General features: G+C 72.1%; 17 protein-coding genes. 11 read left to right on the forward strand and 6 right to left on the reverse strand.

The annotated features are described in order from the left end of the window. Positions 1–128 precede the first annotated feature (128 nt). A complete protein-coding gene (locus DEI84_RS14795; RefSeq protein ID WP_110891436.1) occupies positions 129–1,013 on the forward strand; it encodes a patatin-like phospholipase family protein in 885 nt (294 codons plus the stop codon). 82 nt (positions 1,014–1,095) lie between these two features. Here DEI84_RS14795 and DEI84_RS14800 read toward each other — a convergent pair whose 3' ends face one another. Next, positions 1,096–2,289, reverse strand: a complete 1,194-nt coding sequence (locus DEI84_RS14800; RefSeq protein ID WP_110891437.1) for an acyl-CoA dehydrogenase family protein — start codon at positions 2,287–2,289, stop codon at positions 1,096–1,098. Between the two features lie 63 nt (positions 2,290–2,352). On the opposite strand from DEI84_RS14800, the gene DEI84_RS14805 reads away from it, so the two are divergent. Continuing rightward, the gene (locus DEI84_RS14805) at positions 2,353–2,979 is read left to right on the forward strand and encodes a QsdR family transcriptional regulator (protein ID WP_181420489.1); all 627 of its coding nucleotides are present in this window, start codon (positions 2,353–2,355) and stop codon (positions 2,977–2,979) included. 13 nt (positions 2,980–2,992) lie between these two features. On the opposite strand, the gene DEI84_RS14810 is transcribed toward DEI84_RS14805, so the two are convergent. After that, entirely contained in the window at positions 2,993–3,433 is a 441-nt protein-coding gene (locus DEI84_RS14810; RefSeq protein ID WP_110891438.1) for a VOC family protein, read from the reverse strand. Between the two features lie 459 nt (positions 3,434–3,892). Further along, positions 3,893–7,375 (reverse strand): proline dehydrogenase family protein, encoded by a 3,483-nt coding sequence (locus DEI84_RS14815; RefSeq protein ID WP_110891439.1) that lies wholly within the window; start codon positions 7,373–7,375, stop codon positions 3,893–3,895. A gap of 82 nt (positions 7,376–7,457) precedes the next feature. Here DEI84_RS14815 and DEI84_RS14820 point away from each other — a divergent pair, with 82 nt between their 5' ends. Then, positions 7,458–8,360: a LysR substrate-binding domain-containing protein gene (locus tag DEI84_RS14820; protein WP_110891440.1), complete on the forward strand. Its 903-nt coding sequence runs from the start codon at positions 7,458–7,460 to the stop codon at positions 8,358–8,360. Between the two features lie 334 nt (positions 8,361–8,694). Then, positions 8,695–10,446: a putative Ig domain-containing protein gene (locus tag DEI84_RS14825; RefSeq protein WP_110891441.1), complete on the forward strand. Its 1,752-nt coding sequence runs from the start codon at positions 8,695–8,697 to the stop codon at positions 10,444–10,446. Positions 10,447–10,538: 92 nt separating this feature from the next. Here DEI84_RS14825 and DEI84_RS14830 read toward each other — a convergent pair whose 3' ends face one another. Continuing rightward, positions 10,539–11,558, reverse strand: coding sequence for an MBL fold metallo-hydrolase (locus DEI84_RS14830; protein ID WP_110891442.1), 1,020 nt, complete (start codon positions 11,556–11,558; stop codon positions 10,539–10,541). An 86-nt stretch (positions 11,559–11,644) separates the two neighbouring features. Here DEI84_RS14830 and DEI84_RS14835 point away from each other — a divergent pair, with 86 nt between their 5' ends. From DEI84_RS14835 to DEI84_RS15810, 3 genes are all read left to right on the forward strand, one after another. Continuing rightward, entirely contained in the window at positions 11,645–12,691 is a 1,047-nt protein-coding gene (locus tag DEI84_RS14835; RefSeq protein WP_110891443.1) for an ATP-dependent DNA ligase, read from the forward strand. Between the two features lie 145 nt (positions 12,692–12,836). After that, positions 12,837–12,998 carry a hypothetical protein gene (locus DEI84_RS15805; protein WP_181419599.1) on the forward strand — a complete coding sequence of 54 codons (162 nt, stop codon included), beginning with the start codon at positions 12,837–12,839 and terminating at the stop codon, positions 12,996–12,998. After that, a complete protein-coding gene (locus tag DEI84_RS15810) occupies positions 12,995–13,144 on the forward strand; it encodes a hypothetical protein (RefSeq protein WP_181419600.1) in 150 nt (49 codons plus the stop codon). Before DEI84_RS15805 ends, DEI84_RS15810 begins: the two co-directional genes overlap by 4 nt. A gap of 63 nt (positions 13,145–13,207) precedes the next feature. On the opposite strand, the gene ligD is transcribed toward DEI84_RS15810, so the two are convergent. Further along, complete coding sequence (gene ligD, locus DEI84_RS14840; protein ID WP_110826079.1) at positions 13,208–14,227, reverse strand: non-homologous end-joining DNA ligase; 1,020 nt, start codon at positions 14,225–14,227, stop codon at positions 13,208–13,210. A 67-nt stretch (positions 14,228–14,294) separates the two neighbouring features. On the opposite strand from ligD, the gene DEI84_RS14845 reads away from it, so the two are divergent. The 3 genes from DEI84_RS14845 to DEI84_RS14855 are packed head-to-tail and all read left to right on the forward strand — an operon-like array spanning position 14,295 to position 17,025. Beyond that, the gene (locus DEI84_RS14845) at positions 14,295–15,128 is read left to right on the forward strand and encodes a DUF429 domain-containing protein (RefSeq protein ID WP_181420490.1); all 834 of its coding nucleotides are present in this window, start codon (positions 14,295–14,297) and stop codon (positions 15,126–15,128) included. Between the two features lie 9 nt (positions 15,129–15,137). After that, a complete protein-coding gene (locus DEI84_RS14850; protein ID WP_110891444.1) occupies positions 15,138–16,337 on the forward strand; it encodes a glycosyltransferase in 1,200 nt (399 codons plus the stop codon). 7 nt (positions 16,338–16,344) lie between these two features. Further along, a complete protein-coding gene (locus DEI84_RS14855) occupies positions 16,345–17,025 on the forward strand; it encodes a uracil-DNA glycosylase (protein ID WP_181420491.1) in 681 nt (226 codons plus the stop codon). 4 nt (positions 17,026–17,029) lie between these two features. Here the strand turns inward: DEI84_RS14855 and DEI84_RS14860 are convergent, their stop codons facing one another. Continuing rightward, a complete protein-coding gene (locus DEI84_RS14860; RefSeq protein ID WP_110891445.1) occupies positions 17,030–17,461 on the reverse strand; it encodes a DUF6892 domain-containing protein in 432 nt (143 codons plus the stop codon). Between the two features lie 94 nt (positions 17,462–17,555). Here DEI84_RS14860 and DEI84_RS14865 point away from each other — a divergent pair, with 94 nt between their 5' ends. After that, positions 17,556–19,010 carry an APC family permease gene (locus tag DEI84_RS14865; protein WP_110891446.1) on the forward strand — a complete coding sequence of 485 codons (1,455 nt, stop codon included), beginning with the start codon at positions 17,556–17,558 and terminating at the stop codon, positions 19,008–19,010. Positions 19,011–19,032 lie beyond the last annotated feature (22 nt).

Consider the following 19,032-nt stretch of genomic DNA (forward strand, 5'->3'; position numbering starts at 1 on the left):
AGATGTGTATAAGAGACAGGCCGGGAGGCGCGGGGCGGCGGCGATCCGGGCCTCCCGTCCGGCGGGTGGCCGGGTCCGGCAGGACCGACGCAGTACGCGTTCATCGGCGGGGTTGGTAAGCAGGAGGCATGACCGACGCCGCAGCGCCCCTCCCCACCCCCACGCCCGGAACCAGAGCAGTCGTCCTCGGAGGTGGTGGCGTCGCCGGCATCGCCTGGGAGCTCGGCGTCCTGTCGGCCCTCGAGGACGCCGGGGTCGACCTCGGTGCGGCGGACCTCGTGGTCGGCACGAGCGCCGGCAGCGTCGTCGGGACCTTCCTCCGCAGCGGCGGCGTGCGCGGTGCCTACGAGCAGCAGCTGAGCCCACTCCCGACCACCTACGAAGAGCCCGCGCGCGTCGATGCCGCCGAGTTCGAGCAGCGCTTCGCGGCGGCACTGCAGGGAGCCACCTCGGAGCAGGACGCCCGTGCGCGTCTCGGAGCCGCCGCGCAGCAGATCACCCCCGGACAGAGCGACGACGAACGCGTCGCGACCTTCCGCGACACGCTGCCCACGACCGCGTGGCCGGACCGGCCCTACGCGGTGACCGCGGTGGACGCCGTCGACGGGACCTTCCGGGTGCTCCGCGCCGAGGACGGCGTGCCGCTCGAACGTGCCGTGGCCGCGAGCTGCTCCGTCCCGCTGGTCTGGTCTCCGGTGCGGATCGACGGGCATCCGTACATCGACGGCGGCATGCGCTCGGCGACCAACGCGGACGTCGCGGCCGGGTACGAGCGGGTGCTCGTGATCGCCTGCAGCCCCGAGGGGCCGTCACCGCTCGGGCCGTGGCTCGACCGTGCGGTCACCTCGTTGCGAGACGCCGGTTCGCGGGTCGAGGTCCTCGTCGCGGACGAGGCGTCGCAGCGGGCCTTCGGGACGAACTCACTGGCGCTGTCGACGCAGCGGCCGTCGGCGGAGGCCGGACGCGCGCAGGCCGAACAGGTGGCGGAGCGCATCGGTGCGTTCTGGGCCTGAGTTGACGACCGGGCGACAAGCGACCGGCGCCGGGCCGACGACCGGGCGACGGCGCTCCTCCGCTGCCGCCCGGGCCGGCCGGTCAGACGAACGCGGCCTGTCCGGTGACGGCGCGGCCGACGATCAGCGTGTTGACCTCGCGGGTGCCCTCGTACGAGTAGATGGCCTCGGCGTCGGCGAAGAACCGGGCGACGCCCTTGTCGAGGACGATGCCGTTGCCGCCCTGGACCTCGCGGCACCAGCCGACGGTCTCGCGCATCTTCGCCGTGGCGAACGCCTTCGCCATCGCCGAGTGCTCGTCGCCGCCGAGGCCCTGGTCCTGCAGCGCGGACGCCTGGGTGCACAGGGCGATCGACGCGGTGATGTTCATGAGGGACTTCACGAGCAGGTCCTGGATGAGCTGGTGCGACGCGATCGGCTTGCCGAACTGCTCGCGCTCCCGGGCGTAGCGCAGGGCGGCCTCGTAGGCGCCGACCGAGATGCCGACGGCCTGCCAGGCGACCTCGGTGCGGGTCAGGCGGAGCACCGCAGCGGTGGACCGGAACGAGTCGGCGCGCTGCAGGCGACGGGCCTCCGGGACGCGGACGTCCTCGAGGGTGATGTCGGCGTTCTGCACCGACCGGAGTGCGATCTTGTCCTCGATCTTCGTCGCGGTGAACCCCGGGGTGTCGGAGGTGACCAGGAAGCCCTTGACCTGGTTGTCCGCCTCGTCCTTCGCCCAGATGACGACGACGTCCGCGAAGGTGGCGTTGCCGATCCAGCGCTTCGAGCCGTTGAGCACCCAGGTGTCCCCCTCGCGCCGGGCGGTGGTGCGGAGGCCGCGGGCGGAGTCGCTGCCGGAGAGCGGTTCGGTCAGTCCGAACGCCCCGACGACCTCCCCGGAGGCCATGCGCGGCAACCACTCACGCTGCTGCTCGTCGCTGCCCGCGACCGCGATCGAGTTCATCGCGAGACCGGACTGCACGCCGATGAAGGTCGCGACGCCGGCGTCGACCCGACCGAGTTCGAGGGCCGCCCAGCCGCGGTACACCGCAGAGTTCTCGAACTGCCGGACGAGCGGCACGCCGGGGCCGTACATGCCGAGCTCGGCGAGCGGCGCGATGACCTGCGTCGGGAACTCGGCGCGGGCCCAGTACTCGTCCGCGATCGGCGCGACGTCGCGCTCGAGGTACTCGCGGAGCTCGCCGAGGGAGTCGCGTTCCTGGTCGGTCAGCTGCTCCTGGAACCGGTAGAAGTCGGATTCGAGCAGGGGCGTTCCCGCGACCGTCGTTGACATGGACCCAACGATGCATCATTCTCGGAAACGTTGCAAGACGACGTCGACGACTTCGGGGGAACCGTGAGCAAGCAGCCACTCGGCGCCCTCGGGTCGGCGCTCGTCCCGAGCGCGCTCGCCACCCGCCTGGAGGCCCACCCCGACGCCCAGCGCGCGTTCCGGTCTGCACGTCACGCCTTCATCGACGGGGCACGTGTTGACATGCAGGCGCTCGCGTCCTCGCTCGGCGTCGACCGGACCTCGCTGTTCCGCTGGGTCGGCAACCGCGACCAGCTGCTGTCCGAGATCCTCTGGTCGCTCGCCGTCCCGACGCTTGACGCCGCGGGCCGTGCGGCGGCACCGTCGGGAGCGGCACGCATCGTCGACGTCCTCGACCACTTCACCGCGGACCTGATCCGTGCGCCGTACTTCCGCGCGTTCCTGACCCGCGAGCCGGCCCGGGCACTGCGACTCCTGACGACGACCGACAGCGACGTGCAGCGGCGCTTCGTCGCCGTGGTCTCGACCCTGGTCGCCGCCGAGCAGGAGTCGGGGGCCTTCGACCCGGCGCCGCTCTCCCCCGAGGAACTCGGTCGACTGCTCGTCCGCGTGTCGGAGTCGTTCACCTACGCGGACCTGATCTCCGGCGAGACCCCGGACCCCGAGCGGGCACGCACGACGTTCGAGTACATCCTGCGCCCTGTGCGGTGACCGCCGCGGGTGGTCAGCTGCGGACGGCCGCCAGTTCCAGGTTGATGTCGTCCGGGTCCTGCACGGACAGGATCACCATGCCGGCGTCTCCGAGGTCGGTCACCTCGCCGTGCTCGACACCGGCGGTGTCGAGCCGCGCGGCCGCCTCGTGCAGCTCGTCGACCGATCCGACCATGAAGCTCACGTGGTCGAGACCGACCGTGTCCGGGTCGAACCGCTGGCCGCTCGGAGCGACGGGGCGGAGGCCGAAGAGCTGGTCCCCGACGGGGAAGATGCAGCCGCCGTAGAGCCGCTCACGGTCCTCGGTGATCCCGGGCTCACCGGCGTGCTCGCTGAAGTCCATCGCGGGCTCGACGCCGAACAGCTGCTGGTAGAACGCCTTGCTGCGGGCGATGTCGGTCACGGTCACGCGGACGTGCGCCAGTGCGATGGGTCGAGCGATCGGGTCGGTCATGTGGGGCTCCTCGGGTGTCACCGGCAGGGTGGCCGGGTCGTCGTCGCTGTACGACGTGGATCCGAGGCAACGCCGGACACCTGACCGCGAGCACCGACCATGCGGCGAGCGGACAGGTCGGGGCGACGGGCCGGTACAGCAGCGGGTCAGCGGCTCAGCGGAACCCGTCGTCGTCGGGGAAGGAGCGCGGCACACCGTGGCCCGCGCACCGGTCACGACGACGGACGCCGCGGAAGACCTCACGGACGTGCTCACCGCACCCGGTCCATGTCGCCTTCCCACACACCAGGCACTGCACCGATTCACACATGAACCTGTTGTACCGAGGGGTCGCCGAAGGCCGATCCGGACAGCGCTCACCGGCTGGCCGGGCATCATCCCACACTGCAGGACGGACACGGCACCGCGTGGAAGCGAGGGGCCGTGTCCGTCCGGAGGGGTCGTACTGGCGAGCAGCCGTCAGATGAGGTCGTCCGACAGGTGGTTCGGCGTCCCGAAGCGGTGCGCCGTGATGGACACCGCCTGCTCCCGGAGGAACGGCAGCATCTCGATGCGCCCGGCCTCGGTCACGGGCTCCGCGTAGACGGCGACGTCCGGCCGCCCGTCCGTCCCGACGGCGAGCGCGGCAGCGTCCCCGGCGATGAGTCGGACGCGCGTGGACGGGCCGGCAGCGATCCGGGCGGCGAACGTCTCGTCCGACTCGGTCTGCCGCACGGACTCGACGAGCGAGAGGCCTCGGAGCGCGGTGGCCACCGCTTCCGGGAGCGCGACGGCCGTGGAGACCTGGACGGAGGTGCCCGCACGGAGCGCCGCGGCGACGACCCGCACGAGGTCCTCGGTCGTGCCCTCGGCGCCCAGGCGGACGTGCACGCCCGGGTACGGCAGGTACCGGAAGACGTTGCGCTCGGCGGAGAGTGCGGACACGTCGGCCGCGGTCCCGAACTCCGAGGTCCACGCGAGCTCGTCGGACGCGATCGCACGGTCGACCGACTCGGACGCCACACCGGTCGCCCGGACGAAGGCGGACACGTCCGACGACGGCGTCGAGCCAGCGCGGGCGACGGCGGGCTCCCACGAGCCGAGGCCGACCAGGTAGTTCACGCCGCCGGCCTTGGTGCCCGCGCCGACTGCGGACTTCTTCCACCCGCCGAAGGGCTGGCGGCGGACGATTGCGCCGGTGATGCTGCGGTTCACGTAGAGGTTGCCCGCCTGGATGCGACGGAGCCACGTCCCAATCTCACCCGGGTCGAGCGAGTGCAGACCGGAGGTCAGGCCGTAGTCGACCTCGTTGACGATGTCGATCGCCTCGTCCAGGGTCTCCGCGACCATCACGCCGAGGATCGGGCCGAAGTACTCCGTGCGGTGGTACTCCGAGCCGCGCCGGACGCCCTGCCGGACACCGGGGCTCCAGAGCTTCCCGGTCTCGTCGAGCTGCTTCGGTGCGATCGCCCAGGACTCCCCCGCACCGAGCGTCGTCAGGCCGTCGAGCAGCTTGCCCGATGCCGGTTCGATGATCGGTCCCATCTGGGTCGTCGGGTCGGTCGGGTAGCCGACGGTCAGCGAGGACACCGCGTCGAGGAGCTGGTTGCGGAAGCGCTTGGACTTCGCGACCGAGCCGACCATGACGACCAGCGACGCGGCCGAGCACTTCTGCCCCGCATGCCCGAAGGCCGAGGCGACGACGTCCTTCACCGCGAGGTCGAGGTCCGCCGACGGGGTCACGATGACCGCGTTCTTGCCGGAGGTCTCGGCGAGCAGCGGCAGGTCCGGCCGGAAGGACCGGAACAGCTCGGCCGTCTCGTACGCGCCGGTCAGGATCACGCGGTCGACGAGCGGCGACGTGATGAGGTCCTTCCCGAGCTCGGACTCCTCGACCTCGAGGAACGCCAGGACGTCGGCCGGCGCACCGTGCGCGTCGAGCGCGGTCTCGATGACCGACGCCAGGACGGCGCCACTGCGTGCGGCCGGCGGCGCGGGCTTCAGCACGACCGCGGACCCGGCGGCGAGGGCGGCCAGGGTCGACCCGGCGGGGATCGCCACGGGGAAGTTCCACGGCGGCGTGACGAGCGTCAGCGCAGCCGGGGTGAACGACGCACCGTCGACGGTGTCGAGCGACGCGGCCAGTTCGGCGTAGAAGTGCGCGAAGTCGATGGCCTCGGACACCTCGGGGTCGGCCTGGTCGATCGTCTTGCCGGTCTCCGACGCCATGACCTCGATGAGGGCGGCACGGTTCGCCTCGAGGGCGTCGCCGACGGCGTGCAGGACCGCACCGCGGGCTGCCCCGGACCAGGAGCCCCAGGTCGTGCCAGCGGCACGGACGCGCCGCAGGGCGGACTCGAGGGTCGTGCCGGAGGTGATCCGGGCCTCCCGGACGGCGGAGACGCCGAGCGTCGAGGTGGCGATCCGCCCGGTGATGGCGGCGCCCCACTCGCGGACCGAGCCGACGGACGGGTCGCTGTCCGGGGTGTTCTCGAAGTGACCGGGCACCGGGCGCTCGACGGCGGCGTACCGGTCGGCGACGCGGTGCGACGCCGGGGCGTCCATTCCGCCGGGCAGTGCGAGCGGGGCGAGGGAGTCGCGGAAGCGAGCTTCCTCGCGGGCGAAGAGCGTCGGCGACGAGGCGAGGGAGAACACCGCGGACATGAAGTTGTCCTGCGACGCACCCTCCTCGAGACGACGGATGAGGTAGGCGATGGCGACGTCGAACTCGCCCGGGTGCACGACCGGCGTGTAGAGGAGCAGCGAGCCGACGGTCTTCTTCACCGCGGCGGCCTGGCCCTGCGCCATGCCGAGGAGCATCTCGAACTCGATGCCGTCCCGGACACCGCGCTCCCCGGCGAGGAGCCAGGCGTGTGCCACGTCGAACAGGTTGTGCCCGGCGACGCCGACCCGCACGTTCGCGATGCGCTCGGGCGTCAGTGCCCAGTCGAGCACGCGCTTGTAGTTCGTGTCCGAGTCCTGCTTGGTGTGCCAGGTCGCGAGCGGCCAGCCGTGCACCGAGGCCTCGACCTGCTCCATCGGCAGGTTCGCGCCCTTGACCAGACGCACCTTGATGTCGGCGCCTCCACGGGCACGGCGGGCGGCGGACCACTCCTGCAGGTGCTCCATCGCGGCGAGCGCGTCGGGCAGGTACGCCTGCAGCACGATCCCCGCTTCGAGGTCGGTGAACTGCGGCTCGTCGAGGAGCTTCGTGAAGACCGCGATCGTCAGGTCGAGGTCCTTGTACTCCTCCATGTCGAGGTTGATGAACTTCTTCGGCGTCGACGCCGCCGCTCGCTCGAACAGCGGCCGGAGCTGCCCGACGATGTCCTCGACGGCCTGGTCGAACGCCCACGGCGAGTGCGGGTGCACGGTCGAGGAGACCTTGATCGACACGTAGTCGACGTCGCCGCGGCTCAGCAGCGCGTGCGTGCCGGCGAGGCGGCGCGCGGCCTCGCGCTCACCGAGCACGGCCTCGCCGAGCAGGTTCACGTTGAGGCGGATGCCGTCCTGCTTGATCTTCGCGATCGCCGGACCGAGCTTCGCGTCGGTGGCGTCGACGATGAGGTGCCCGACCATGTTCCGGAGGACCCGTCGGGCGACGGGGACGACGACCCCCGGGAGGCCCGGTGCCATCCCGCCACCGAGGCGCACAAGGCCGCGGAGTGCGGCCGGCAGGAACCCGGGTGCGTCCGGCGCGATCGCGCGGAGCTTGCGCGCGGCGACGCCGAGGTCCTCGGGGCGGACGACGCCGTCGACGAACCCGACGGCGAAGGCCAGGCCCTTCGGGTCGGCGAGGACACCGGCGAGCTGCTTCGCGGACCCGTCGACCGGGTACGTCTCTGCCTCGGCGAGCCACTGTCGGACGAGCGCGACGGACTCGTCGGCGAGTCCGGCGGAGTCGGTGGTGGTCACATCGTCGGTCGTGGTCGCTGCGTCGTCGCGCGGCTGGACGTCGGTCATGGGTTCAGTGTGGGGCTCGCGCTTCCGGTAGCGGAAGCAACTCTTCCTGATGCATTCCGTTCAGCTGCACTACTGTTTTCCCATGCTCGACGTCCGGCGCCTCGTGCTCCTGCGGGAGCTGTCGATCCGGGGCACCGTGGCCGCCGTCGCCGAGGCGATGAACTTCACCCCGTCGGCGGTCTCGCAACAGCTGGCGGTCCTCGAGCGCGAGGCCGGTGTGCAGCTCCTCCGGAGGGCCGGACGGCGACTCCAGCTCACGCCGCAGGCCGAGGTGTTCGTGGCCGCGGCGGGCGACGTGCTCGACACGCTCGAACGGGCGCAGTCCGCCGTCGAGGCGACGCTGACCAGCGTGCAGGGACGCGTCCGGGTCGCAGTCTTCCAGTCTGCTGCGCTCGCCCTCATGCCGAACGCGCTGCGCATCATGGTCACCGAACACCCGGGCGTCCGCGTCGAGATGGTCCAGCGCGAGCCGGAGACCGCACTCAACGAGACGTGGGCGCGGGACTTCGACATGGTGATCGCCGAGCAGTACCCGGCGCACGCGGCCCCGCGCTTCCCGGGCCTGGACCGACGTGAGCTGACGACGGACGCCGTCCGGCTCGCGCTGCCGCCGGTGGACACGTCGCTGTGGCCGGTCGACTCCCTCACCGGCGCGGCCGACCTGCCGTGGGTGATGGAGCCACGAGGAACGGCGTCGCGGCACTTCGCGGAGCAGCTCTGCCGGCGCTCGGGCTTCGAACCCGACGTCCGGTACGAGACCGCCGACCTGCAGGCGCAGATCCGGTTGATCGAGTCCGGCAACGCGGTCGCGCTCATGCCGGACCTGGTCTGGGCCGGCCGGTCGACCACCTGCCGGCTGCTCGACCTGCCCGGGGACGCCGAGCGGACGATCTTCACGGCGCAGCGGACGGCGAGTTCACTGTCCCCCGCCGTGGCAGCACTCCGGGACGCCCTGGAACGGGCTGCGGCGACCTCCCGTTCCTGAGACCATCGGAGCCGACGAGTCGGGCCCGATCGCGTGGGCATGCGCGCTGCTCGCCGCCCGGGCCGTGGTCCTGACGGCCCGTCTGCGCCGTCGTCGCGCCTGACTTCCGGAGACGAGGGCGCACCTGCAGCGGCCCGCCCTGATCTGTACGAACGCAGAGGAACCGGTGCGGGAAACCGCACGATCCGGCACGCGCACCCCCAGCTCGGGGCACTTCTGCTGTTGCGCTGCCCTATACACCTCTCCGTCCCAATACGCTCCGATCACCCGAGGACTCTCGGCCAACTCTTGTGTTCCGGCACCCGTCCGGACTCGAAATATGGGGGAACAACCCGTGCATCGCAGCACCTCCTTCGTCCGACGCGCGTGCGCCGTCGGTACTGCCACAGCACTCATCGGCCTCACGACCGGTCTCGGCGTCATGACCGCGACGACCGCCTACGCCGACGAGGCACCGACGACCGACACGTCGGTCACCACTCCCGCCGCTCCGGGCACCAACGCCACGCCGGGCACCGACGCGACGACCGCGCCGGGCGAGGCGACCACGCCGGCCGAGCCGAGCCTCCCGACCGACGGCGCGACGAGCGCCCCCGGTGGCACCGGCGCGACCACGGGTGGTGCCGCCGCCGGGACCGGCGCCGTCACGCCGACCGCTCCGGCCACCGGCAGCGCGATGCCGACACCGACCAGCCCGAGCACCGCGAAGCCGAGCGACACCGGCCCGGCCGAGGCCGCGCCCACGGCGGCGGCATCCGCCACGGTGACGATCTCCGGCACCGCGAAGGTCGGCCAGACGCTCCGCGCGAAGCCCAAGGGCTTCACGGACCCATCCGAGCTCTCCTACAGCTGGTCGGTCGGCGGTGTGGCCACCGGCGACCAGGGCCAGTTGTACGACGTCGTCGCCGACGACGCGGGCAAAATCGTCACCGTCACTGTTCGGAACAATCTCGAGGGACACACGGACGAGACCGCGACGGCGGACTCCGCCGTCGTCACCCAGGACCCGGTGTTCGTGGACGAGAACGGCGAGCCCGTCGAGGGCGGCACCGCCGCCGACGAGGACAGCCTGCCCCTCGAGGCAACCGCCGGTGAGGCGTTCTCGTACACGTTCCGTGCGACCGGCAGCCCCGCACCGACGTACTCGCTCGCCTGGTACTACGACGGCTACGAGGCCGACCCCGAGTACCCGGAGGACACCCCCGAGGGCCAGCTGCCCGACGGCATCACGTTCGACGCGACCACCGGCGTCCTGTCCGGCACGACCGAGTGGGCGAGCTACTACGACTTCGCCGTGACCGCGACCAGTGGGACGGCCACGACGACCCAGTACGTCGAGTTGTCGGTCGACGCCGCAGCACCCGCGGGCGTGCAGGTCATCGCCACGGACCGCGCTGACTACGAAGCGCTGTTCGACAACGGGACGTCGGTCGGGTTCCAGCTCCGAGCGGCCGCTGCGCGGGAAGAGGACTCCGGCACCATCCGCAGCTGGATCGTCGACGAGGACGGCGACATCGACACCGTCGACTTGAAGTGGAGCACCGGTTCCGACGGCGCGGACTTCGACGTCGTCTTCACGCCCGGCGGTCGCCCCACCGTCGAGCAGGACGGCACGCTGCTGGTCGACGGCGGGATCGTCGACCGGTTCGGCAACGAGGTCACCGATGACGAGGGCACGCCGTCCGCGCTCACCGTCACCTCCGACGTCGCCTCCGACGTGATCACCATCGACGAGGTGTTCGGCGGCTACAACGCGGTCGACGTGACCTTCCCCGAGGCCTCGACGCACACCCTGACGGCCACCGGCGACGCGTTCGCCACGTCGTTCCCGGTCGTGGTCACCCCGACCGCGACCACCCCGGGCACCACGCCCCCGGTCGCCACGCCCCCGGTGTCGGCTCCCCCGGTGCTGACCCAGCCGGCAGCCGCGCCGATCGGCACCGTCCCGGTCCGCACCGCCGCGCACGGCCGACTCGCCTACACCGGCACCGACAGCACCGACGCCCTGCCCTGGGCGCTCGCCATGCTCGCCGCCGGTGCGGCACTGGTGGGCCTGCGTACCGTCCGCCGTCGCGCCCGTCGCTGACCCGGACGGGAGGCTCCTCCCGCGGCCCCGTCGATCCCTCCACGGATCGGCGGGGCCGTTCCGTTCCCGCCCGCTAGCCGGCGCGCCGGTCGTCAGGCGCCGCGGATCTCCTCGGCGCGACCGAGCAGGTCGGCGTGGAACGCAGTCTGGCTGAGGGCACTCGCGAGCAGGAAGCCCGACATCGACCCGATCCCGCCGCTGAACGGCACGCGGGACGCGACCTCGAAGAGCGTCGGCCGGTCGAGTGCATCGAGCGCGTCCGCGACGTGCCGGGTCCGCTCGTCCCGGTGGTCAATGAGCACGCGGGCTCGGGACACGACGTCGCGGAACCGGTACTCGTGCCCGGGGCAGACCTCGAGGTGCCCGTGGCCGTCGAGCTTGGCCAGCGAGTCGAGCACGTCACGCAGCGGGTTCGTCCCGGTCCGGCCGCCGAGTCCGACGCCGGGGTTGATCCGCGGCAGGACGTGGTCCCCGGTGAACAGGAGCCCGTCCGGCTCGTCGACGAAGCAGACGTGACCGCCCGTGTGTCCCGGCGTCCACAGTGTGCTGATCGTCCGCCCCGGGATCGGCAACACGTCCCCGTCTGCGAGCAGCAGGTCGGCGAACGGCACCTCCGCCGCCCCCTGCCCGATCCGGCGGCCGGTCCCCCACGCGGCCACGACCCCGTCGAGCAGCGCGGCGGGCACGCCCCAGGTCCGCACGTCGCGGTCGTTCTGCTCGGCGTCGGCCCGCTCGTGCGCGAGCGCGCGCACCTCTGCGGCGTGCATCGCGACCGGGGCACCGGAGCGTCGCCGCAGTGCGGCCGCAGCACCGAGGTGGTCGGCGTGCAGGTGGGTGACGGCGACGAGGGTGACGTCCTCGAGCCGGCGGCCGATGGTCCGGAACCCGTCGGACAGCACGTCGAGGGAGCCGCCGTCGGACCACCCGGGATCGATGACCGCGAGCGCCCCGTCGCTCCCCTCGATGACGTACGCGAGCGTGGCGTCGGGCACACCGCCTCGGAAGGGGACGGCGATGGTCCAGATGCCGGGCCGGACCTCCTCGACGGGCGGGAGGGCACCGGCGGCGAGCGCCTCGGCCTGCGCGGTGCTGACGGGCGGCGGGATCGACACGCGACCACCCTAACCAGGCGGTGCCGGCGGACCGGGCCGTGACGGGCCTCCAGGCCGGTCCCGCAGCGGGCGGGTAGACAGGCCGCATGGAGACCATCGCGCCCATGCTCGCCAAGGCCGTCGCCACCGTGCCGGACCCCGACAGCGTCGCGGGCGGCCTGCGGTACGAGCCGAAGTGGGACGGCTTCCGGGGCATCGTGACGATCGACGGCGACGACGTCGAGATCGGCAGCCGCGGCGCCAAGCCGCTGACCCGGTACTTCCCGGAGCTCGTCGAGGCGTTCCGTGCCCGGTTCGGCGGCCGGGAGCACCCCGTCGTCCTCGATGGTGAGGTCGTCGTCCGCTCCGGGGTGCCGGGCAACGAGCGGCTCGACTGGGAAGCCCTGTCGCAGCGGATCCACCCCGCGGCCTCGCGGATCGCGAAGCTCTCGGTCGAGACGCCGGCGCAGTTCGTCGCCTTCGACCTGCTGCACCTCGACGGCGAGGACCTGACCGGCCGGCCGTTCGACGAGCGCCGTGCCGCGCTCGAGGAACTCGGGGCCGACCTCGCAGCCCCGCTCTTCGTCACCCGCACCACGCTCGACGTCGAGGTCGCCCGCGAGTGGCTCACGACGTTCGAGGGTGCCGGTCTCGACGGGGTCGTGGCGAAGCCGCGGTCGAAGCCGTACGAGCCGAACAAGCGCACGATGCTCAAGGTGAAGCACCACCGCGAGGCGGACGTCGTCGCCGTCGGGTACCGGGTCCACAAGAGCGGGACCGGTGTCGGGTCGCTGCTGCTCGGGCTGTACGACGACGAGGGCGAGCTGCGGATGGTCGGTGGGGTCTCCGCCTTCACGGACAAGCGGCGCCGGGAACTCGTCGACGAGTTGGAACCGCTCGTCGAGCGAGACGCGGACGGGAGGCCCGTCACCGGTGACGGGGAGCGCTCACGGTTCTCGTCCGGTCGCGACACGTCGTTCGTCCGGCTGGCACCGGAGCGCGTCCTGGAGGTCCGGTACGACCAGATGGAGGGTGACCGGTTCCGGCACACCGTGCAGTTCGCGCGGTGGCGTCCGGACCGCGAGGCGCGCTCGTGCGGGTTCGACCAGCTCGAGGTCCCGACGGCGTACGACCTCAGCGACGTCCTGTCCTGATTCGACCCTGGTCTGACAGACCGGATGTCCAATCCGCGCTCCAGTGTGATCAGTAGTTAGCCGAACTAGTGAAACTGTGGAAACATCTGAGGCACCAGGGAAACGGTGGTCGGACACCGTCTCGACACCACGGATCGGAGTGGACATGAGCAACGAGATCCTCATTCGCCGGGCGCAGCGCAGCCCCTTCAGCGAGGTCCGCGAAGCACGTCATCTGCGTGCGCTCCAGACCAGCGCGATCATCAGCGGCATCGCCGGTGTGACCGCCGCCGCGCTCGCCTTCGTCACGATCGGACTCGGCGCATGATCGTCCTGGACGGCGTGACGCAGGGCAACCGCCGCACGTGGTCGCGCCTCACCCGCCTGCACACCGCCACGGTCGGTCTGCCGCTGCAGACCTCGCGCGTCGAGGACGACGGGCTCCGCTCCGAGGACGCCTCCTCGCTCGTCTGAGGCCCCGTCCGAGCGGGCGCCGTTCCAGGGGGCGCCGTCCCAGGGGGCGCCTCAGCGGTCCCGTCAGCCCTTCTTCGCCCGGGACGGCTGGACGCGCGGCGGCTCGCCGGGCATCTTCGGGAAGTCCGGCGGGAACGGCAGCTCCCCCTCACCACGCTCCAGGTCGCGAGCCCACCACTCCAGGAGTGGATCGATGCTCCGCGGCGCGGCGGACATCGTCTCCCACGGATCGCCGGTGGCAGCGAGCCGACCGGGGACGGTGCGGATCGTGAAGACGGTCGGGTCCGCGGTGTCGAGCTCCTCCCACGCGAGCGGGGTCGACACGGCAGCGTGCGGGAGCGCACGGGGGCTGTAGGCGCCGGCCATCGTCCGGTCGCGGTTCGCCTGGTTGAAGTCGACGAAGACGCGTTGCCCGCGCTCCTCCTTCCACCACGCGGTCGTCACCTGCTCGGGCATCCGCCGCTCGAGTTCCCGGGCTGCCGCGATCACGGCGTGCCGGACGTCGAGGAACTCGTACGCCGGCTCGATCGGCGCGAAGACGTGCAGGCCGCGGTTGCCGCTCGTCTTCACCCACGCCTCGAGCCCGACGTCGGCCAGGACCTTCCGCAGCTCGTGGGCCGCGGGCACCGCGTCGGAGAAGTCCGTGCCCGGTTGCGGGTCCAGGTCGATCCGGAGCTGGTCCGGGTGGTCGCTGTCCTCGGCACGGGATGCCCACGGATGGAAGACGACGGTGTTCATCTGCGCCGCCCAGACCGCGACGGCCGGCTCGTCGACCACCAGCTGCGGGTGGCTCCGGGCGCTCGGGTAGGTGACCGTCACCGCGCGGACGTAGTCGGGCGCACCCTTCGGCGGGTTCTTCGAGAAGAACTGCTCGCCGTCGACACCGTCGGGGAAGCGCTGCAGCGAGATCGGTCGGTCGCCGTTCGCCCGGACGAAGGGCTCCCCCACGTCGACGAGGTACTGCGCCAGGTCGAGTTTCGTGATGCCGAGGTCCGGCCACAGCACGCGTGCCGGGCTGGAGATCCGGACCTCCCGGTCGCCCTCGGGTCCGGGTACGGTCAACGTCGTCGCCGGTGTCGCCATGCTGCGGAACCTACTCCCCCGCACCCGCGGAGTGCGTGCCGCGCGTCCGCACGGGCAGGATGGCACCGTGAACGCGTACCTCGGGGTCGACTTGGCGTGGGGCCTCGGGACCGAGCGTCGGGCGCCGAACGAGACCGGCCTCGCCGCCGTCGACGACGCGGGACGGGTGGTCGACGCCGGCTGGGCCCGCGGGGTCGACGCGGTCACCGCCTGGATCGCCGAGCGGCTCGGCCCCCGCACGCTCGTCGCCGTGGACGCCTCCCTCGTCGTCACGAACCCGACGGGCATGCGCCAGGTGGAACGGCAGGTCGGCCAGCGCTACGGCCGATGGAGGGTCGCCGCGAACCCGACGAGCCTCGCCTCGGCCGCGAGCGCGGGCGCCCGCCTGCTCGACCGGCTCACCGCGCTGGGCATCACCTACGTCAGCGACACCGCGAGCATGCACGACCGCAGCGGCCCGGCGGTCTTCGAGTGCTACCCGTACACGACCCTCGTCGGCGTCGAGGAGTTCGGCTACGACGACGAACGCCCCCGGTACAAGCGGCTCGACCCGTCTGTGCCGCCGGCGGTCGCCCGTCAGCGCCGCGCCGAGGCGTTCGACGAACTGGTCCGGCGCGTCCGCACGAGGCCGCTCGACCCGCCGCTCGACCTCGACGGCGATCCCCGCACCCGGGCGCTGGCGGAGCCTTCGGTGCTGCACGGACCGACGCACAAGCACCGGGAGGACTTGCTGGACGGCGTCCTCTGCGCCTGGACGGCGGCGTTCTGGGAGCGGCACGGCGACCGACGGGTGCAGGTGCTCGGAGGCGATGACGGCTCCCCGTCCGACCCGCGCGACACCGCCGGACGGCTGCCGGCCCTCGTCGCACCGGCGCGGGAGGCGCAGCGTCCCGCTCGCTAGGCTGGCCCCGTGAGCACGACGACCGAACCGCTGCGCATCGGGCTCGTCTCGCTGCACACCTCCCCCGGCGACGAACCCGGTTCCGGTGAGGTCGGCGGCATGAACGTCGTCGTCCGGCACCAGGCCGAGGCCCTGGCCGACCGCGGCCACCAGGTGGACATCATCACGCGACGCTCGTCGCCGACGCAGCCGGACTCGGTCGCGCTCGTCCCCGGCGTGTGCCTCCGGTTCCTGTCCGCTGGGCCCGCCCAGCCCGTGCCGAAGGGCGAACACGACGCCTTCATCGAACCGTTCCGACACGGGCTCGCCGCACTCGGACCGTTCGACGTACTCCACTCGCACCACTGGTTCTCCGGTGCCGCAGCGCTCCCCGTCGCCCGTGACCGCGGCGTCCCGCACGTCCAGTCCTTCCACTCGATCGCCGCCGACGCGGAGACGCCGCTGTCCGAGGGCGAACGCCCCGAGTCCGCCGGCCGGATGGGCGGCGAGCAGCGCCTGGCCCGGGACTCCGACGCCGTCGTCGTCGTGAGCGAGGCCGAGGCCGAGACCGTCCGCACACGGCTCGGCGGTGATGCGTCGCGCGTGTGGATCGTCCCGCCGGGCGTGGACGGTTCGGTCTTCCGTCCGGCCGGCGTCGGTGCCCGCCGGGCCACCGCGCCGTACGTGGTCGCCGCTGCACGCGTGCAACCACTCAAGGGCCTGGACCTGGCGATCGAGGCCATCGCCGGCATCGACCGGGAGGCCCGTCCCACCCTCGTCATCGCCGGGGACGCGTCGAGCGAGGCCGGCGACCACGTGGCCGAACTGCGTCGGCTCGCCGAGTCTCGGGGCATCGCCGACCGGGTCACCTTCATCGGGCCGCAGTCGCGCGCCGACCTCGCCTTCCTGTTCCGCGGGGCAGCGGCCGTGCTCGTCCCGTCCCACTCGGAGACGTACGGGCTCGTGGCGCTGGAGGGTTCGGCGTCCGGTGTCCCGGTCGTGGCGGCCGCTGCCGGGGGGCTGCGCGAAGCGGTGCTCGACGGCGAGACCGGGGTCGTGCTCGAGTCCCGCGACCCGGCAGTGTGGGCCGCGGAGATCCAGCGGGTGCTGACCGAGCCGGAGTACGCCGCCGCACTGTCCTCCGCGGGTCGTGAGCACGCCGAGCGGCTGAGCTGGGACCGATCGGCGGTCGGCCTGGAGCGCGTGTACCTGCGGGTGCTCGGGCGCTGAGGACGACGTGACGCCCGAGCCTGCAGCGATCGACCTGACCGCGTTCTGGACGGCGCTCGACGCGGTGCCCGCAGCGGCGGACGCCGAGCGGTTGTTCGACGGCGGCACCGGGGCCGCCGTGGGCGAGGGTGACCGCGTCGGCGCTCGTGCCGGTGCAGGCGGGGCGGGGGCGCTGCGTCGGGCGAACCTCGACCGCTACCTCCGGCGGTTCGGCCCGGCGGCCGACACGATCCTGGTCGCCGAGGCACCCGGCTGGCGTGGCATGACGAACACCGGTGTGCCCTTCACGAGCATGCGCGAACTGCAGGACCCGGACGGGCTCTTCGCCGATGTCCCGTTCGCGGTGCCCGAGGACCCGACCGCACCGTGGGAGGCGTCATCCCGCGTGGTGCACGCAGCCCTCCGCGGGTGGCACGGCCCCCTGCCGGTGCTCTGGGCGGTGTTCCCGCACCACCCGTTCGTCGCACCGGACCGGCTGACGAACCGCACACCGCGTCCGGCCGAGGTGCGGGACGGTGCTCCGATCGCACTGGCCTTGGCCGAGGCCGTCGGAGCGCGGCGCTTCGTGGCCGTCGGGCGGAAGGCCCAGGGTGCGCTGGCCGCCGCGGGCATCGACGCGATCGCGGTGCGGCACCCCGCCCAGGGCGGCTCGGCAGAGTTCACCGCGCAGCTCGCCGAGCTCCGCTGAGGGACTACGCCGAGCGCACGTCCACACCCTTGGCGGCGAGCGCCTCGGACACGTGCGCCGGCAGCGGAGCGGCGGCGTACACGATGCGCAGGGCCGGCAGGTCGATGACGTCGTCCCAGTTCTGCGGGTCGTAACGGTCGTCGGAGCCGTCCCACCCGGGGTGCACGTCCTGCAGGACCTCGAGGTCCGAGTCGACCGTCAGCTCGGTCACCAGGTCGAGCTGCGACGGCAGCAGGTCGAGGTCGTCGTAGTACGCACGCGCCCGGTCGTCCTGTCCCGGAACGTCGTCCTCGTCCACCACCGTCTCCTCGTCGTCGTCCCCGTCGAAGGGCTCGATGACGTCCAGGTCGTAGCAGAGCACGTCGAGCACGAGCAGCTTCGCGTTGAAGTCCGCGAACTCGATGGGTTCCTCGGTGGTCGTCGACTCCTCGTCCATGCAGGGAGCGTACCGAGGGGCGGCTGCACGTGCCCGACGCGCCGATTCGCCTGTGGGACTGGACAGGAAGCGGTCAGCAGGAACAGGGTGGGGCATGGCGACCACCACGAAGGCCGAACACGACGCGGGGCATCAGACCGAGCTCCGCCGCGTCATCGGTCCGAAACTCCTCCTGCTGTTCATCGTCGGCGACATCCTCGGCACCGGCGTGTACGCGCTCACCGGGCAGGTGGCCGCAGAGGTCGGCGGGGCCGCGTGGCTCCCGTTCCTCATCGCCTTCTCGGTGGCGTTGCTCACGGTGTTCTCGTACCTGGAACTCGTCACGAAGTACCCGCAGACCGCGGGTGCCGCGCTGTACGTGCACAAGGCGTTCGGCATCCACTTCGTGACGTTCATCGTCACCTTCATCGTGATGTGCTCCGGGATCACGTCGGCGTCGACGGCGTCCCGGGCCTTCGCGGCGAACCTCGGCGTCGGGTTCGGGCTCGAGCTGCCGAACGTCGTGGTGATGCTCATCGCGATGGCCTTCATGCTCGCCGTCATGGCGGTGAACTTCCGCGGTGTCAGCGAGTCCGTGAAGACGAACGTCGTGCTCACGCTCGTCGAGCTCTCGGGCCTCGTGCTCGTCATCCTCGTGGGCTTCTACGCCATCGCCGGCGGCAACGCGGACTTCTCGCGGGTCGTGATGTTCGAGACGCCGGAGGACAAGAGCCTGCTGCTCAGCGTCTCGACGGCGACCTCGCTGGCGTTCTTCGCGATGGTCGGGTTCGAGGACTCGGTGAACATGGCCGAGGAGACGAAGGACCCGTCGCGGATCTTCCCCCGCGTGATGCTGACCGGGCTCGGCATCACGGCCGTCATCTACGTCCTCGTGTCGATCTGCGCCGTGGCCGTCGTGCCGATCGGCGAGCTGGCCGGCAACGAGACGCCGCTGGTTACCGTCGTGCAGACCGCGGCCCCGGACTTCCCGATCGGGTCGATCCTGCCGTTCATCTCGATGTTCGCCGTCGCGAACACCGCACTCATCAACATGATGATGGCGTCCCGGCTGCTCTACGGCATGAGCAAGCAGGGCGTGCTCCCGCGCTTCCTCGGTCGGGTCTCCCCCACCCGCCGGACCCCGTCGACCGCGATCGTCTTCACGACCGTCATCTCGCTGCTGCTCATCGGATGGGTCTCGCTCGACCCGGAGTCGCCGATCGTCGTGATCCTGGGCGGGACGACCTCGCTGCTGCTGCTCGCCGTCTTCGCGGTCGTGAACACCTCGGTGCTCGTGCTGCGGCGGGACCGGGTCGGACACAAGCACTTCCGGGCGGGGGTCGTCCTCCCGGTGATCGGTGTCGTGGCCTGCCTGTGGCTCGTGCTGCCGTTCTCGTCCGGTCGTGCTGCGGAGCAGTACCAGATCGCCGGCGCACTGCTCGCGCTCGGCGTCGTGCTCTGGCTCGTGACGTGGTTCGCCCACGGGCGGAAGGTCGCGGACAAGGCGCCGACGGGGCTCGTGACCGAGCCGACCGCGGTGCAGCGCGACCCGCGCGACGACCACCACTGACCGAGCGGCGAGGCACGTCCCC

The organism is Curtobacterium sp. MCBD17_023, from assembly GCF_003224415.1.
GTDB lineage: Bacteria > Actinomycetota > Actinomycetes > Actinomycetales > Microbacteriaceae > Curtobacterium.